The organism is Pseudomonas triclosanedens (assembly GCF_026686735.1).
Taxonomy (GTDB): Bacteria; Pseudomonadota; Gammaproteobacteria; order Pseudomonadales; family Pseudomonadaceae; genus Pseudomonas; species Pseudomonas triclosanedens.
On record NZ_CP113432.1, the window covers coordinates 5888019 to 5904692 of the forward strand.

Annotated in this window: 14 protein-coding genes; 6 read left to right on the forward strand and 8 right to left on the reverse strand. The window is 61.3% G+C overall.

Features of this window, described 5'->3' with window-relative positions; all coding sequences use genetic code 11:
* Positions 1–298: 298 nt before the first annotated feature.
* The 8 genes from OU419_RS27245 to OU419_RS27280 form a co-directional block, all read right to left on the reverse strand.
* Positions 299–1174, reverse strand: a complete 876-nt coding sequence (locus OU419_RS27245) for an ABC transporter permease subunit (protein WP_254475347.1) — start codon at positions 1172–1174, stop codon at positions 299–301.
* Entirely contained in the window at positions 1171–2052 is an 882-nt protein-coding gene (locus OU419_RS27250; protein WP_254475564.1) for an ABC transporter permease subunit, read from the reverse strand. The genes OU419_RS27245 and OU419_RS27250 overlap by 4 nt, the downstream gene beginning before the upstream one ends.
* 26 nt (positions 2053–2078) lie before the next feature.
* A complete protein-coding gene (locus OU419_RS27255; RefSeq protein WP_254475349.1) occupies positions 2079–3233 on the reverse strand; it encodes an ABC transporter ATP-binding protein in 1155 nt (384 codons plus the stop codon).
* Between the two features lie 152 nt (positions 3234–3385).
* Positions 3386–4480 (reverse strand): polyamine ABC transporter substrate-binding protein, encoded by a 1095-nt coding sequence (locus tag OU419_RS27260; RefSeq protein ID WP_408004913.1) that lies wholly within the window; start codon positions 4478–4480, stop codon positions 3386–3388.
* 220 nt (positions 4481–4700) lie between these two features.
* Positions 4701–5801: a polyamine ABC transporter substrate-binding protein gene (locus OU419_RS27265; protein WP_254475351.1), complete on the reverse strand. Its 1101-nt coding sequence runs from the start codon at positions 5799–5801 to the stop codon at positions 4701–4703.
* Positions 5802–5918: 117 nt separating this feature from the next.
* Positions 5919–7286 carry an aspartate aminotransferase family protein gene (locus OU419_RS27270; RefSeq protein ID WP_254475353.1) on the reverse strand — a complete coding sequence of 456 codons (1368 nt, stop codon included), beginning with the start codon at positions 7284–7286 and terminating at the stop codon, positions 5919–5921.
* A gap of 61 nt (positions 7287–7347) precedes the next feature.
* Complete coding sequence (locus tag OU419_RS27275; RefSeq protein WP_254475356.1) at positions 7348–8706, reverse strand: glutamine synthetase family protein; 1359 nt, start codon at positions 8704–8706, stop codon at positions 7348–7350.
* A gap of 40 nt (positions 8707–8746) precedes the next feature.
* Positions 8747–9499 (reverse strand): gamma-glutamyl-gamma-aminobutyrate hydrolase family protein, encoded by a 753-nt coding sequence (locus OU419_RS27280; RefSeq protein WP_254475358.1) that lies wholly within the window; start codon positions 9497–9499, stop codon positions 8747–8749.
* Positions 9500–9777: 278 nt separating this feature from the next.
* Between OU419_RS27280 and OU419_RS27285 the strand changes: the two genes are divergently transcribed.
* The 6 genes from OU419_RS27285 (at position 9778) to aguA (ending at position 16576) form a co-directional block, all read left to right on the forward strand.
* A complete protein-coding gene (locus tag OU419_RS27285) occupies positions 9778–11157 on the forward strand; it encodes a glutamine synthetase family protein (RefSeq protein WP_254475360.1) in 1380 nt (459 codons plus the stop codon).
* Between the two features lie 244 nt (positions 11158–11401).
* Positions 11402–12463 carry a polyamine ABC transporter substrate-binding protein gene (locus OU419_RS27290; protein WP_254475362.1) on the forward strand — a complete coding sequence of 354 codons (1062 nt, stop codon included), beginning with the start codon at positions 11402–11404 and terminating at the stop codon, positions 12461–12463.
* 109 nt (positions 12464–12572) lie between these two features.
* A complete protein-coding gene (locus OU419_RS27295; RefSeq protein ID WP_254475364.1) occupies positions 12573–13634 on the forward strand; it encodes an extracellular solute-binding protein in 1062 nt (353 codons plus the stop codon).
* 61 nt (positions 13635–13695) lie between these two features.
* Positions 13696–14334 (forward strand): TetR/AcrR family transcriptional regulator, encoded by a 639-nt coding sequence (locus OU419_RS27300; RefSeq protein WP_254475366.1) that lies wholly within the window; start codon positions 13696–13698, stop codon positions 14332–14334.
* Positions 14335–14529: 195 nt separating this feature from the next.
* Positions 14530–15411, forward strand: coding sequence for an N-carbamoylputrescine amidase (aguB, locus tag OU419_RS27305; RefSeq protein ID WP_254475368.1), 882 nt, complete (start codon positions 14530–14532; stop codon positions 15409–15411).
* A gap of 55 nt (positions 15412–15466) precedes the next feature.
* The gene (gene aguA, locus OU419_RS27310) at positions 15467–16576 is read left to right on the forward strand and encodes an agmatine deiminase (RefSeq protein ID WP_254475370.1); all 1110 of its coding nucleotides are present in this window, start codon (positions 15467–15469) and stop codon (positions 16574–16576) included.
* Positions 16577–16674 lie beyond the last annotated feature (98 nt).

Below are 16674 nucleotides of genomic sequence, written 5' to 3' on the forward strand. Positions count from 1 at the left end.
CCCTAGGGACACTCGGGGTGTTGTATTGGGCGCCGTCTCCCGCACGTATCAAAGACTTCATGGGAAGTTGCCGTTGACGATGCCGGCCCTGGTTTGGGGGGAGGCCGGCAAAGTCATCGAACGCTTTAGATATTAGTTGGGTAAACGCTCGGAGAAGGCCTTTCTTACCTACAGATTTTTCCGATAAATCCTGATTTTCCAGACACTTCGGAATAACGCCGACACAAATAGACACGGGCCACCCGAAGGTGGCCCGTGGTTCGACAATCGCCGGAAGCAACCGGCCGACAAGACGGTGTCAGGCGGTGGCTGTCGAACTCTTTTGCTGCCAGTCGGTAGCGTTGGACTCCATCGCCTCCTGGACAGCGCGCTTGCGACGCTCCTCGGCCCGGCGGGTGAAGTACCAGGCGAAGAAGGTGAACAGCGAAACGGTCAGCAGGATCAGGCTGGCCACCGCGTTGATCTCCGGCTTCACGCCCAGGCGCACGGCGGAGAACACTTCCATCGGCAGGGTGGTGGAGCCAGGACCGGACACGAAGCTGGCCAGAACCAGGTCGTCCAGCGACAGGGCGAAGGACATCATGCCGCCCGCTGCCAGCGACGGCGCGATCATCGGGATGGTGATCAGCAGGAACACCTTCCAGGGCTTGGCGCCCAGGTCCATTGCCGCTTCTTCGATAGACAGGTCCAGCTCACGCAGACGCGCCGATACCACTACCGCCACGTAGGACGAGCAGAAGCTGGTGTGAGCGATCCAGATGGTCACGATGCCACGCTCCTGCGGCCAGCCGATCAACTGGGCCATCGCTACGAACAGCAGCAGCAGCGACAGACCGGTGATCACCTCGGGCATTACCAGCGGCGCGGTGACCATGCCGCCGAACAGCGTGCGGCCACGGAAGCGCGGGATGCGGGTCAGCACGAAAGCCGCCAGGGTACCCAGCGCCACGGAGGAGAACGCAGTGTAGAACGCGATCTCCAGCGAGCGGAACACCGAGCCGATCAGTTGCTGGTTGTCGAGCAGGCCGACGTACCACTTGATCGACCAGCCCCCCCACACGGTCACCAGCTTGGAGCCGTTGAACGAGTAGATGACCAGGATGATCATCGGCACGTAGATGAACAGCAGACCGAGGACCAGCATGATGTTGGAGAACGACCAACGCTTGTTCATACCTTGCCCTCCAGCTCTTTAGCCTGGTTCTTGTTAAAGAAGATGATGGGCACGATCAGGATAGCCAGCATCACGACAGCAAGGGCGGAAGCCACCGGCCAGTCACGGTTGTTGAAGAACTCTTGCCAGAGGACCTTACCGATCATCAGCGTCTCGGGGCCACCGAGCAGTTCCGGGATCACGAACTCGCCCACCGCCGGGATGAACACCAGCATGCAGCCGGCGATGATGCCGTTCTTGGACAGCGGTACGGTGATCTTCCAGAAGCTGGTGAAGTTGCGCGCGCCAAGGTCGGAGGCAGCTTCCAGCAGGCTCATATCGTGCTTGACCAGGTTGGCGTACAACGGCATGACCATGAAGGGCAGGTAGGAGTAGACGATACCGATGTACACCGCGAAGTTGGTGTTCAGAATCGTCAGCGGCTCGTTGATCACACCCAGCCACATCAGGAAGCCATTGAGCAGGCCGTTATTGGACAGGATGCCCATCCAGGCGTAGACGCGGATCAGGATCGCCGTCCAGGTCGGCATCATGATCAGCAGCAGCAGCACGGTCTGCATTTCCTTGCTGGCGCGGGCGATGGCGTAGGCCATCGGATAGCCGATCAGCAGGCAGATCAGGGTACTGATGAACGCCATCTTCAGCGAGCCGAGATAGGCATCGATGTACAGCGGGTCGCCCGTCAGCATCAGGTAGTTGCCGAGGTTCAGCACCACCTGCAGGGTCTGGTCCGCGTACTGGAAGACTTCCGTGTACGGCGGAATGGCGACGTCCGCCGCAGCCAGGCTGATCTTCAGCACGATGGCGAACGGCAGGAGGAAGAACAGGAACAGCCAGAAGAACGGGATGCCGATCACGGCATGCCGCCCTCTGGGCAGGCGTTTCAGGATCGAGGCGGCGACGTTCATGATTGCAGTACCACGCCGCTGTCGTCGTACCAGCTGATGTACACGGGCTGGTCCCAGGTCGGGCGAGCCACATGACGCTCGGCGTTGGCCATGAAGGCCTGCACGATCATGCCGGAGGCAAGTTTGATGTAGTACACCGAATGACCGCCCAGGTAGGCGATATCGTAGACGGTGCCTTGCGCCCAGTTGCAGCCCTCGTGCTCGAGGTTCTCAGGCTTCTGCGAACTGACCATGACCTTTTCCGGACGCAGCGCGTAGGTGATGCGCTTGTCTTCGGCACGGGTGCTGATGCCGTGGCCGATGTAGATCGGGTTTTCCAACTGCGGGCAGGCGATCACGGCGTGGTCTTCCACGTCCTGGACCAGTTGGCCGTCGAACAGGTTGACGTTGCCGATGAACTCGCAGACCAGGCGGCTGGCCGGGGTCTCGTAGATGTCCATCGGGCTGCCGATCTGCTCGATGCAGCCCAGGTGCATGATGGCGATGCGCTGAGCCATCGTCATCGCTTCTTCCTGGTCGTGGGTCACCATCACGCAGGTCACACCCACGCGCTCGATGATCTCCACCAGTTCCAACTGCATCTGCGAGCGCAGCTTCTTGTCCAGTGCGCCCATCGGCTCGTCGAGCAGCAGCAGCTTCGGACGCTTGGCCAGGGAGCGGGCCAGGGCAACGCGCTGACGCTGGCCGCCGGAAAGCTGATGCGGCTTGCGCTTGGCGTACTGGGCCATCTGCACCAGCTTGAGCATCTCGTTGACGCGCTGGTCGATCTCGTCCTTGGGCAGTCCGTCCTGCTTCAGGCCGAAAGCAATGTTCTGCGCTACCGTCATGTGCGGGAACAGAGCATACGACTGGAACATCATGTTGATCGGCCGCTCATAGGGCGGCAGGTCGGTAATGTCCTGGCCATCGAGGAAGATGCGACCTTCAGTGGGACGCTCGAAACCAGCCAGCATGCGCAGCAGGGTCGACTTGCCCGAACCGGAGCCACCGAGCAGGGCGAAAATCTCACCTTTCTTGATGTTCAGGGACACGCTATCGACAGCCAGTGTTTCGTCGAACTGCTTGCTGACCCGGTCGATTTTTACCAGCACCTCTTTAGGCTGCTGGTCGCCACTGAGGGCTTTCTTGTAGGCACCGGAGGCTATTGCCATTACCACAACTCCCAAATCATAGAGGCCCGGCCCCCGCGGCCGGGCATGCTTGGTATTACTACGGGCTGGCGCAGTTTAGAGACGTCGGAGGGCTTTTTTGAGCCCTCTCCGACGCTCCGTGCCCGCGCGCACGGACTCAGTAGAGCCCGGGCTTACTTGCCCGACTTGATCTTGGTCCAGGAACGGGTCATGAGGCGCAGGGTCTTCGGCGGCAGCTCATGCTGCACGAAGAGTTTGTCGAGAACCTCCTGAGACGGATAGACCTCAGGATTGTTGCGCACGGACTCATCCATGAATTCGCCAGCCTTGGGGTTCGGGTTGGCGTAACCGACGTAATCGCTGACCTTGGCGATCACTTCGGGCTTGAGCAGATAGTTGATGAAGGCATGCGCCTCCTTCGGGTTCGCGGCATCACGCGGGATGGCAAGGATATCGAACCACAGGTTCGCGCCTTCCTTAGGGATCGCGTAGGCGATATTGATGCCCTTGCCAGCTTCCTTGGCACGGTTGGCAGCCTGGAAGACGTCGCCGGAGAAGCCGGCGGCCACACAGATGTTGCCGTTGGCAAGGTCGGAGATGTACTTGGACGAGTGGAAGTAGGTGACGTACGGGCGCACCGCCATCAGCTTGTCTTCGACTTTCTTGTAGTCGTCCGGATTGGTGCTGTTGGGATCCAGCCCCAGGTACTTGAGCACAGCCGGCATCATTTCGTCGCCCGAATCGAGGAAGGCGACGCCGCACTGGCTGAGCTTTTTCATGTTCTCGGGCTCGAACAGCACAGCCCACGAATCGATCTTGTCGACACCCAGCACGGCCTTGACCTTGTCGACGTTGTAGCCGATGCCGTTGGTGCCCCACAGGTACGGCACGCCGTACTCGTTGCCCGGGTCGTTCGCCTCGAGCTGTTTCATCAGATGCGGATCGAGGTTCGACCAGTTGGGCAGTTGGCTCTTGTCCAGTTTCTGGAACGCGCCCGCCTTGATCTGGCGACCGAGGAAGTGGTTGGACGGCACGACCACGTCGTAGCCAGTACGGCCAGCCAGCAGCTTGCCTTCCAGGGTCTCGTTGGAGTCGAAGACGTCGTACACCGGCTTGATACCGGTTTCCTTCTCGAAATCGGCGAGAGTGGTTTCACCGATGTAGTCCGACCAGTTGTAGATATGCACGGACGGTCCAGCCTGGGCCACGCTGGCCAAGCCAAATACGGAGACTGCGGCGATCAGGGTTCTGCGGAAGGGAATGCGCACACGTTAGTCCTCTCGTTGTTTTTAACTTCTTCTGTCGGTTGGCGACGACGGCCATTGCGTGGATAGCGACAAAGCCATCAGGAGCACGAGAGCACCTCGACTTGCGCAGCCATTCCACTGATGGAAGCTACGGATTCCTGCCGGAAGTGACGGGGGAGCGCACTCCCCCGCCATCTACCCGGTACATCGGCTGCCGCGCCAGGCGGCAGCGACTACCCGATTACTTGCCGGACTTGATGGTGGTCCAGCTGCGGGTCATCAGGCGCTGAGTCTTCGCCGGCAGGTCCGGGAAGGCGTACAGCTTCTTCATGGTCTCATCGGTCGGGTATACGCCCGGGTCGTTACGAATGGCCTCGCTCACCATCGGAGTGGCGGCGGCGTTACCGTTCGGGAACTGAACCACGTTGGTGATCTCGGACATTACCGCCGGCTCAAGCAGGAAGTTGATCCACTTCAGAGCAGCTTCCGGGTTCTCGGCATCCTTCGGGATTGCGACGGTATCGAAGAACGCGCCGGCACCTTCCTTCGGAATGTTGTACTTCACAGTGACCTTGTTCTTGGCTTCTTCAGCGCGGGACTTGGCCTGGTATACGTCACCCGAGTAACCGATGGCCACGCAGATGTTGCCGTTGGCGATGTCGGAGATGTACTTCGAGGAGTGGAAGTACGAGATGTACGGGCGAATCTTCAGGAACAGCGCTTCGGCCTCCTTCAGCTCTTTCGGATCCTGGCTATCCGGCTTGTAGCCCAGGTAGTGCAGGGCGGCCGGCAGCATTTCGGTCGGCGAGTCGAGGAAGCTCACGCCGCATGCTTTCAGCTTCTGGATGTTTTCCGGCTTGAACACCAGGTCCCAGGAGTCCACCGGAGCGTTGTCGCCCAGCGCAGCCTTGACCTTGTCCGGGTTGTAGCCGATGCCGATGGTGCCCCACATGTACGGAATCGCGTACTGGTTACCCGGGTCGCTGATCTCCAGGGTCTTCATGATGTCCGGATTCAGGTTCTTCCAGTTCGGCAGCTTGGACTTGTCCAGCGGCTGATAGACACCAGCCTTGATCTGCTTGGCGAGGAAGGAGTTGGACGGAACCACGATGTCATAACCCGACTTACCGGCCAGCAGCTTGGCTTCCAGCACTTCGTTGCTGTCATAGACGTCGTAGACGACCTTGATTCCGGTTTCCTTGGTGAACTTGTCGACCGTATCCGGCGCGATGTAGTCCGACCAGTTGTATACGTGCAGCACTTTGTCATCTGCCTGCGCCATACCAGCCACAGCGCCCGCCAGCGTCACAGCGAGCAGGGATTTGCCGAAGGTCTTGAACATGCGGGTAGCTCCGTTTGTTTTTTTGATGTTCCGGGTGGCGTGGACAGTTCGATCCGTCACCACCCGGTGAGCCTGGCCAACGCACAGGCGCAGTCTGTCAAAGGTCCGGTGAAAGACTCAAGACAGAACGGCTGCGGCGGTTTGATCGAGGCACTTGCGCGCCAGGGTGATCAGGTCGTCGATCTGCGATTTCTCGATCACCAGCGGCGGCGAGATAATCATAGTGTCCCCCACCGCGCGCATGATCAGACCGTTACGGAAGCAGTGCTCACGGCACAGCATTCCCACACCCTTGTTCTCGAAGCGCTCGCGGGTCTTCTTGTTCTTCACCAGCTCCAGTGCTGCCACCAGACCGACACCGCGGGCTTCGCCAACCAGGGGGTGATCGGCCAGCTCCTGCCAGCGCTTCTGCAAATACGGTGCCGATTCGGTCTTCACCTTCTCGACAATCTTCTCTTCGCGCAGGATACGGATGTTTTCCAGCGCGACAGCCGCTGCAACCGGGTGACCAGAGTAAGTGAATCCGTGATAGAACTCGCCACCCTCATTCAGGGTATGGACGATCTCATCGCGAACGATCACGCCACCCATAGGGATGTAGCCGGAGGTCAGGCCCTTGGCGATCGGCATCAGGTCCGGGGCGTTGCCGTAGTACTGGCTGCCGAACCATTCGCCGGTACGGCCGAAGCCGCAGATCACTTCATCGGCGATGAACAGGATGTCGTACTTGGCGAGGATTTCGCGGATCTTCGGCCAGTAGGTTTCCGGCGGAACGATCACACCGCCTGCGCCCTGGATGGGCTCGGCGATGAAGGCGGCGACCTTGTCTTCGCCAACTTCCAGAATTTTCTTTTCCAGTTGCTCGGCAGCCCAGACGCCGAACTCTTCCGGCGACATGTCACCGCCCTCACCGTACCAGTACGGCTGCGGGATGTGCACGATGCCCGGGATCGGCAGGTCGCCCTGCTCGTGGAGAGCCTTCATGCCGCCCAGGCTGACGCCGGCTACGGTAGAGCCGTGGTAGCCGTTCCAGCGGCCGATGACCACTTTCTTCTGCGGCTGCCCCTTGATCGTCCAGTAGTGACGGACCATGCGCAGCACGGTGTCGTTGGACTCGGAGCCCGAACCGGTGAAGAACACGTGGTTCATGCCCTCGGGGGCGATATCGGCAATGGCCTTGGCCAGTTCCAGCGCCGGCGGGTGTGCGGTCTGGAAGAACAGGTTGTAGTAGGGCAGCTCCTGCATCTGCTTGTAAGCGGCTTCAGCAAGCTCCTTGCGACCGTAGCCGACGTTCACGCACCACAGGCCCGCCATGCCATCGAGGATCTTGTTGCCCTCGCTGTCCCAAAGGTACACGCCTTCGGCCTTGGTGATGATGCGAGCACCCTTTTCGTTCAACTGCTTGTAGTCGGTGAACGGTGCCAGGTGGTGTTCACGGCTGAGCGCCTGCCAATGCTGGGTCTTGGCGCTGGTCTGGTTAGTCATCTTGGTAAAACCTCTCTCTAAGAAACACAGGGTCCGACCGGCTGGCCGGACCCCACGCCGATCAGACGGAAAGCAGAAGGAACTCACGCTCCCAGGAACTGATCACTCGCTTGAAGTTCTCGTGCTCGGCGCGCTTCACCGCGACGTAGCCCCGAATGAACTTCTCGCCCAGGTACTTCTCCAGGGTCTTGCTGCCTTCCATGCACTCCAGCGCTGCCTCGATGGTCAGCGGCAGACGCAGGTTACGCCGTTCGTAGCCACGGCCTTTGACCTGTGCACTGGGTTTGAGGCCTTCCACCATGCCGATGTAACCGCACAGCAAGCTGGCTGCCAGGGCCAGGTAAGGGTTGGCGTCCGCACCGGCAAGACGGTTCTCCACGCGGCGGTTCTCCGGAGAGGAATCCGGCACGCGCAGACCGACGGTACGATTCTCTTCGCCCCACTCCACGTTCACCGGCGCCGAGGTATCGGGCAGGAAGCGGCGGAACGAGTTGACGTTCGGCGCGAACAGCGGCAGCGCCTCCGGAATCAGCTTCTGCAAGCCGCCGATGTGGCTCAGGAACAGCTCGCTCATGCTGCCGTCGGCGTTGGAGAAGATGTTCTTGCCAGTCTTGATGTCGACGATGCTCTGGTGCAGGTGCATGGCACTGCCCGGCTCGCCGGTCATCGGCTTGGCCATGAAGGTAGCGGCCACGTTGTGCTTGAGGGCAGCCTCGCGCATGGTGCGCTTGAACACCACGATCTGGTCGGCCAGGTCGAGGGCGTCGCCATGACGGAAGTTGATTTCCATCTGCGCGGTGCCTTCTTCATGGATCAGGGTATCCAGATCCAGGCCCTGCAGTTCGCACCAGTCATACATGTCCTCGAACAGCGGGTCGAATTCGTTCGCCGCGTCGATGGAGAAGGATTGGCGGCCTGTTTCCTGGCGACCGGAACGACCGATCGGAGCCTGCAGCGGGTAGTCGGGATCGTCGCTGCGCTTGGTCAGGTAGAACTCCATCTCCGGGGCGACAATCGGCCTCCACCCCTTGTCGGCGTAGAGCTTGAGCACGCGCTTGAGCACGTTGCGTGGCGACAGCTCGATGGGGTTGCCCAGTTTGTCGTAGGTATCGTGGATCACCATCGCGGTCGGCTCGATGGCCCAGGGAACGAGGAACACGGCATTCTCGTCCGGGCGGCAGACCATATCGATGTCTGCCGGATCCAGCAGGTCGTAATAGATGTCATCCTCGACGTAGTCACCGGTCACGGTCTGCAGGAGAACGCTCTCCGGCAGGCGCATGCCTTTCTCGTTGAGGAACTTCGCAGTCGGCGCGATCTTGCCCCGGGCAATCCCGGTAAGGTCGGCGATCATGCATTCCACTTCGGTGATCTTGCGTTCCTTCAGCCAGCTGCTCAGCTGGTCTAACTTGGTAGTCATAAAGACCTCAGGGTTTAAGAGCCCGGCCCCAACGCCGGACTCAACGGTTCCCCGCCCTCTTGCTGCAGGCTTTGCCGAAAGCCTGGAAGATAGCGAGATAGTTGGGGTTCGTTTCGACCTGCCACTCCGGGTGCCACTGCACACCGACAGCGAAGGTCTTTGCACCTTCGACGCAGAAGGCTTCAACCAACCCGTCAGGCGCCAGAGCTTCTACACGAAGGCCGGGCGCCAGACGTTCAACGCCCTGGCCATGAATGGAATTGACCTGGAACTGCGAGGGTAGCCCGATATCGGCGAAGACGCCGCCCGGCTGCACGTCGACGACGTGCCGCAGTCCATACTGGATTTCGATCGGTTCACCGGCAGGCTCGCGGTGATCCATGAAACCTTCGATTTCGTGCACCTTCTGGTGCAGCGTGCCACCGAAGGCCACGTTCATTTCCTGGAATCCGCGGCAGATGCCCAGCACTGGAACGCCGGCCGCCACGGCACGACGAATCAGCGGCAGCGTGGTGCTGTCGCGCAAGGAATCATGAAGAGTGCCGGCTTCGCTGGCGGAGCCACTATAATGATGTGGTTCGACGTTTGACGCCGAGCCAGTGAACAGCAGGCCATCGAGGGAAGCCAGCATGGCTTCCTGGTCGATGACCTCGCCCAGGGAAGGAATGATCACCGGAATGCCCGAGGCCCCGGAGATCACTGCTCTGAGGTATTTGTCGCCAGTAACGTGGTAGGGTTTCGAACCGATCTGCTTGACGCAGGCCGACACGCCGATTAACGGCAGGCGAGACATGAGGCACCCGTGTTTGTATGTGTTATGGGCTTGAGGCCGAGCTTAGCCTTGTTCATTTTTTTACACAACAGAAATGTAAAAAATCAAACACGCCCCACTGAACAGCCCGCCAGCCAAGGCTCTCAGCCTGCTTAGAGTGCCTCTGGACGCCCCAAAAACGGCCTGCCAGAGCCAGACCGCACCAACATGGTGCAACATTGACAACCCTTGCCAATTCGGATTGACTCACACCTCAGCCTTCGAATGATTGATATTTTTAACAATAAAGGTGTTGCATCATGCCGGTACCCCAGAGTGCCGTTTCGCTTGAAGAAGCGAGTGAGTTCCTGAAGGAACATCCCGAGGTCCAGTTCGTCGACCTTCTTATTGCAGATATGAACGGTGTGGTTCGCGGCAAGCGCATCGAACGCACCAACCTGCCCAAAGTCTACGAGAAAGGCATCAATCTCCCCGCCTCTCTCTTCGCTCTCGACATCACCGGCTCCACTGTAGAAAGCACTGGCCTCGGCCTGGACATTGGAGACGCGGACCGCGTCTGCTACCCCATCCCCAACACACTCTCGATGGAACCCTGGCAGAAGCGCCCTACCGCGCAACTGTTGATGACCATGCACGAGATGGAAGGACGCCAGCCTTTCTTCGCCGACCCGCGTGAAGTACTGCGCCAGGTGGTGCAGAAGTTCACCGACATGGGCCTGACCATCGTTGCCGCGTTCGAGCTGGAGTTCTACCTGATCGACCAGGAAAACGTGAACGGCCGTCCGCAACCGCCGCGCTCGCCCATATCCGGCAAGCGTCCGCAATCGGTTCAGGTCTACTCCATCGACGACCTCGACGAGTACGCCGACTGCCTGCAGGACATCATCGACGGCGCGCGCGCCCAGGGCATTCCGGCCGACGCCATCGTCAAGGAAAGCGCCCCCGCCCAGTTCGAAGTCAACCTGCACCACGTCAATGACGCGCTGAAGGCCTGCGACTACGCGGTCCTGCTCAAGCGTCTGATCAAGAACGTCGCCTACGATCACGAGATGGATTCGACCTTCATGGCCAAGCCCTACCCGGGCCAGGCTGGCAACGGTCTGCATGTCCACGTCTCGCTGCTCGACAAGGACGGCAAGAACATCTTCACCAGCGAGGATCCCGAGCAGAACGCCGCGTTGCGCCACGCGATCGGCGGTGTGCTCGAGACCCTGCCGGCATCGATGGCGTTCCTCTGCCCGAACGTCAACTCGTACCGCCGTTTCGGCTCGGCTTTCTTCGTGCCGAACGCACCGAGCTGGGGTCTGGACAACCGTACCGTCGCCCTGCGCGTCCCGACCGGCACGCCCGAGGCAGTACGCCTGGAACACCGAGTCGCTGGCGCCGACGCCAACCCGTACCTGCTGCTTTCGGCGGTACTGGCGGGTATCCACCACGGCCTGACCAACAAGGTCGAGCCCGGTGCGCCGATCGAGGGCAACGCCTACGAACAGTTGGAACAGAGCCTGCCGAACAACCTGCGCGATGCACTGCGCGAGCTGGACGACAGCGACGTGATGAACAAGTACATCAGCCCCGAGTACATCGACATCTTCGTCGCGTGCAAGGAGCATGAGATGCAGGAGTTCGAATATTCGATCTCCGATCTCGAGTACAACTGGTACTTGCATACCGTATAAGTGGCAACTGAAACGCCGGCCCTCGTGCCGGCGTTTCCCTGGTGCCTCTGGCATCACCAGGGCAGCGATATCGCAATGGCGCGGGGAGGCGCCGACGCGACCCACCCACGCTGCCGGTTCCTGCTCGCGATGACTCCGCCTGCCCGGTCGGGCACCCATCGCGTCTGTCGTGTCTTTGCTGTTGCGCTTTCGAGCGGCCCAAGCCGCATCCGCTGAGTTACGTGGTTATTCAGGGAGATCGCCAATGCCACGCCTGTACGCCTTGATGTTGTTGCTGCTGTGCCCATTGTCCGGATGGGCCGACCAGGTAATACGCGTCTACAACTGGAACGACTACATCGCCCCCGAAGTGCTGAAGGACTTCGAGAAAGACTCCGGAATCCGGGTCGAGTACCACACCTACAGCACCGCCGAAGAACTGAAGAAAGCCCTGCAAAGCGGTGAGCACATCGACGTCGCGGTGCCATCGCACAATGATCTGCCGGCGATGATCAAGGACAAACTGATCCAGCCGCTGGACCTCGCCCGCCTGCCCAACCGCAGCCACATGGATCCCCAGTTGCTGAGCAAGCTGGCCGCGGTCGACCCCAACAACCAGCATGCCGTGCCCTACCTCTGGGGCGCCGTGGGCCTGGCCATCAACGAACCCGAGGCGGAGAAGGCCTACGGCGGCAAGCTGCCAGAAAGCTGGAGCGTGCTGTTCGACCCGCAGCAGAGCCAGCGCCTGAAAAGTTGCGGCATCAGCCTGCTGGACGCGCCGGACGAAGCCTTCTCCGTGCTGATGAACTATCAGGGCCGCAACTTCGCCCGCAGCGCGCCGTCGCAGATTCGCCGGGCCGGCGAAGTCTTCGCGGCGCTGCGTCCGAACCTGCGCTACATCGACAGCGAGCGCTACATCCAGGACCTCAACGCCGGCAAGCTGTGCGTGTCGATGGCCTGGGTCGGCGACGCGCTGAATGCCGCCAACGCCGGCCAGCCGGTTCGTTTCGTGGTGCCGCAGGAAGGCTCCGTGCTGTTCATCGACAACCTGGTCATCCCCAGCAGCTCCGAGCACCCGGACCTCGCCCTGCGCTTCATCGACTACCTGATGCAGCCGAAGGTAGCGGCGCAGATCACCGCCTCCACGCTCTACCCCAACGGCAACAAGGATTCCGCGCAGTACCTGGACGCCGCCCTGCGCGACCAGCCCGGCCTCTATCCCGACCAGGAAACCAAGCGCCGCCTGTTCGCCCTGGAGACCGCGCCGGAGAAGACCGCCCCGGTCATCACCGAAGTCTGGGAGCACCTGCGCAGGGAAGCTCGATAATTACGCGTACTTTCCTACGACAGCCTCAGGCAACTCTCAGTCCATCGAGAAACCACTCGCCCGAATACTCCGGAGTTGAAGGAACACCCTCAACTCCGGAGCCACCTTGATGTTCTATCGATATCTAAGCCCGCTTTTAATTCTGCTGTGTTTTCAAATCCCCCTGGCCCAGTCCGGCGAGCGCATAACCGTCTACAACTGGAATGACTACATCGATCCCCAGGTGGTGCAGGACTTCGAGAAAGAGACCGGTATCGGAGTCGATTACCGGACATTCAATACAACGCAGGAACTCATGCAGTCGCTGCGCGACGGCGCCACTCTGGACGTCGTGGTCCCGGCGCACAGCGACCTGCTCGAACTGATCGACAAACACCTGCTGCTGCCGCTTGACCGTACTCGCCTGAAAAACTTCGGCCAGTTGGACAAGTACCTGCTGCGCAAGCTCGCCCCGTTCGATCCTGGCAACCGCTTCGCCGCTCCCTACCTGTGGGGCATGATCGGCCTGGCGATCAACATGCCGCAGGCAGAAGCCGCCTACGGCGGACCGCTGCCCAATAGCTGGGCATTGCTGTTCGAAGCGGACAGCAATGCAAAATTCAAGGACTGCGGCGTCAGCCTGCTCGACGCACCGGAAGAAACTTTCGCCGCGTTGATCAACTTCCAGGGCCGCAGCCTTTCCAACCTGCGCCCCAGCCTCATCCAGACCGCGGGCGAAAAGCTCCAATTGATCCGCTCCAACCTGCGTTACATCGACAGCGAGCGCTATATCAAGGATCTCTCGGAGGGGCACCTGTGCCTGTCGCTGGCCTGGGTGGGCGATGCCCTGAAGGCTGCGGAAGAAGGACAGCCCGTGCACTTCTTCATTCCGGAAGAGGGCTCCCCCATGTTCATCGACTCCCTGGCCATTCCCGCCCATGCCGCCCATCCCGAACTCGCCTATCGCTTCATCGACTACCTGATGCGCCCCGAAGTGGCCGCGCGCAATACCACCGCCACCTTCTATCCCAATGCAGTGCCCGGCTCAGCTGCAAACCTCACCCCGGCCATGCGCAATGACGTCAATCTCTTCCCGGATGTCCAGATCCAGCGCCGGCTGTTCCTGCTTCCGCCCGTATCCGAGAAACTGCAAACACCGCTGCAACAGGCCTGGCAACTCCTGCGAAAATGACAGCGGGTTGCCGAGCGCCCCGCAGCTGGCGTCCAATAGCCGCCCAGCTCCGGAGGACGCCATGCCCGCTCCCACCACTCGCAAACCTCGCGCCAGCAGCCAGGCGCGCATCGCTGTGATCCTCGACGCCGCTCGGGCGCTGCTGGCCGAGAGCGGCGCGGCAAGCCTGTCGATCTATGCGGTGGCCGAGCGCGCCGGGATTCCGCCCTCCTCCGTCTACCACTTCTTCCCCAGCGTGCCCGCCTTGCTCCAGGGCCTGACCAACGATGTCCACGCCGCCTTCCGCGCCTGCCTGGAGCGCCCGATAGACCACGCGCAGCTGCGCGAATGGCGCGATCTCTCGCGCATCGTCGAGCAGCGCATGCTGGAGGTCTACGCCGACGACGCAGCCGCCCGCCAATTGATCCTCGCCAGCCACGGCCTGGCCGAAGTCACCCAGGCCGACAGCCAGCACGACGTGCAACTGGGCGAAGCGATGCGCCAGTTGTTCGAACGCCACTTCGAGCTGCCGCCTCTGCCGCGTGATATCGAAGTGTTCAGCCTGGCGATGGAACTGGGCGACCGCGTCTACGCGCTTTCCATGCAGCGCCACGGGCACATCAGCGAGCGTCTGGCCGAGGAAGGCATGCGCGTATTCGACGCCTACCTCGGCCTCTACCTGCCGCCCGGCCTGCCCAAGCGCGCTCAACCCCTGAGTTAATTCGATTTTTATCTGATATTTATCGAATTCACGGTGAGATTATTTTTCAAAATCTCTTCATAAACCGATTTTTATCGGATATAAATCGCCCATGCCCTGAACGACCAAGGTGTGGGCGCGCACAACCGTGGTCATTCAGCCTCGTTACCGGTTATCGGTGGGACCATCGATAAATATCCGCATGCAAGGTGTTCCATGACCCGCACTGTCACTGTCGCCGCCACCCAGATGGCGTGCTCCCGGGATATCCAGGCCAACATCGCCAACGCAGAGAAACTGGTTCGCCAGGCAGCGGCGAAGGGCGCGCAGATCATCCTGATCCAGGAGCTGTTCGAGACCCCATACTTCTGCCAGAAGCCGAACGCCGACTACACGCAGTTGGCAACCAGCACCGAAGAGAACCCGGCGATCCGGCACTTCCAGAAAGTCGCAGCCGAACTGAACGTGGTGCTGCCGATCAGCTTTTTCGAGCGCGCCGGCCGCGCCCGCTTCAACAGTATCGCCATCATCGATGCCGACGGCAGCAACCTCGGCGTCTATCGCAAGAGCCACATTCCCGACGGCCCCGGCTACCACGAGAAGTACTACTTCAATCCCGGCGACACCGGTTTCAAGGTCTGGGATACCGCCCACGCGCGCATCGGCGTCGGCATCTGCTGGGACCAGTGGTTCCCCGAATGCGCCCGCAGCATGGCGCTGATGGGTGCCGAAGTGCTGTTCTACCCCACCGCCATCGGCAGCGAACCGCACGACGCCAGCATTACCTCCCGCGACCACTGGCAGCGCGTCCAGCAGGGCCACGCCGGTGCCAACCTGATGCCGCTGGTGGCCTCCAACCGCATTGGCCGCGAAGAGCAGGACGGCTACGACATCACCTTCTACGGCTCGTCGTTCATCGCGGACCAGTTCGGCAAGAAGGTAGCGGAACTGAACGAGACCGAGGAAGGCATCCTGGTCCACGCCTTCGACCTGGATGCCCTGGAAAAGACCCGCACCGCCTGGGGTGTGTTCCGCGATCGCAGGCCGAACCTATACTGGCCGATCGCGACGCTCGACGGCGAAACCCTCTCCGAATGACCGACCCCGCCGCGCAGGCGCCTCCCCCTGCGCGGCACCACTCAAGGATCGCCCCATGACCACTCTGACCAGCACTCCCCGCGCCGATGGCTTCCGCATGCCGGCCGAATGGGAACCCCACACCCAGACCTGGATGGTCTGGCCCGAGCGCCCGGACAACTGGCGCCTGGGCGGCAAGCCCGCGCAGGCCGCGTTCAGCGCCGTCGCCCGCGCCATCGCGCGCTTCGAACCGGTGACCATCGGCGTCTCCGCAGGCCAGTACGAGAACGCCCGCGCGCAGCTCGCCGATGCAGCCAACATCCGCCTGGTGGAAATCAGCAACGATGACGCCTGGGTCCGCGATACCGGCCCGACCTTCGTGATCGACGACAACGGAGCCGTGCGCGGCGTGGACTGGACCTTCAACGCCTGGGGCGGCCTGGAAGGCGGCCTGTACTTCCCCTGGCACCGCGACGACCAGGTGGCGAGCAAGATCCTCGGTATCGAGCGTTGCGCCGGCTACCGTACCGAAGGCTTCGTACTCGAAGGCGGCTCGATCCACGTGGACGGCGAAGGCACCCTGATCACCACTGAAGAGTGCCTGCTCAACCACAACCGCAACCCGCACATGAGCCGCGAAGAAATCGAAGCCGTGCTGCGCGACCACCTGGCCATCGATACCGTGATCTGGCTGCCGGACGGCCTGTTCAACGACGAGACCGACGGCCATGTCGACAACTTCTGCTGCTACGTGCGCCCCGGCGAAGTCCTGCTGGCCTGGACCGACGACGTCAACGACCCGAACTACCAGCGCTGCCAGGCCGCCATGCGCATACTGGAAGGCGCCCGCGACGCCAAGGGCCGCCAACTGACCGTGCACAAGATCACCATCCCCGGCCCGATCCACGCCACCGAAGCCGAGTGCGAAGGTGTCGATATGGTGATTGGCACCCAGCCGCGCGATCCGTCGATCCGTCTGGCCGGTTCCTACGTCAACTTCCTGATCGTCAACGGCGGCATCATCGCCCCGCGCTTCGACGATCCGAAGGATGCAGAAGCCGAAGCGACGCTCAAGCGCATCTTCCCCGAGCACGAAGTAGTGATGGTGCCGGGCCGCGAGATTCTCCTGGGCGGCGGCAACATCCACTGCATCACCCAGCAGCAACCAGCGCCGCAGAAGCGCTGATTCGCTGAAGAAAAAAGGCCGTCACTCCGACCGAGCGACGGCCTTTTTCTTTCTGCGGCAGACAACCCCGCAGGAGCATTTGCCTTGTCAGGCTCCAT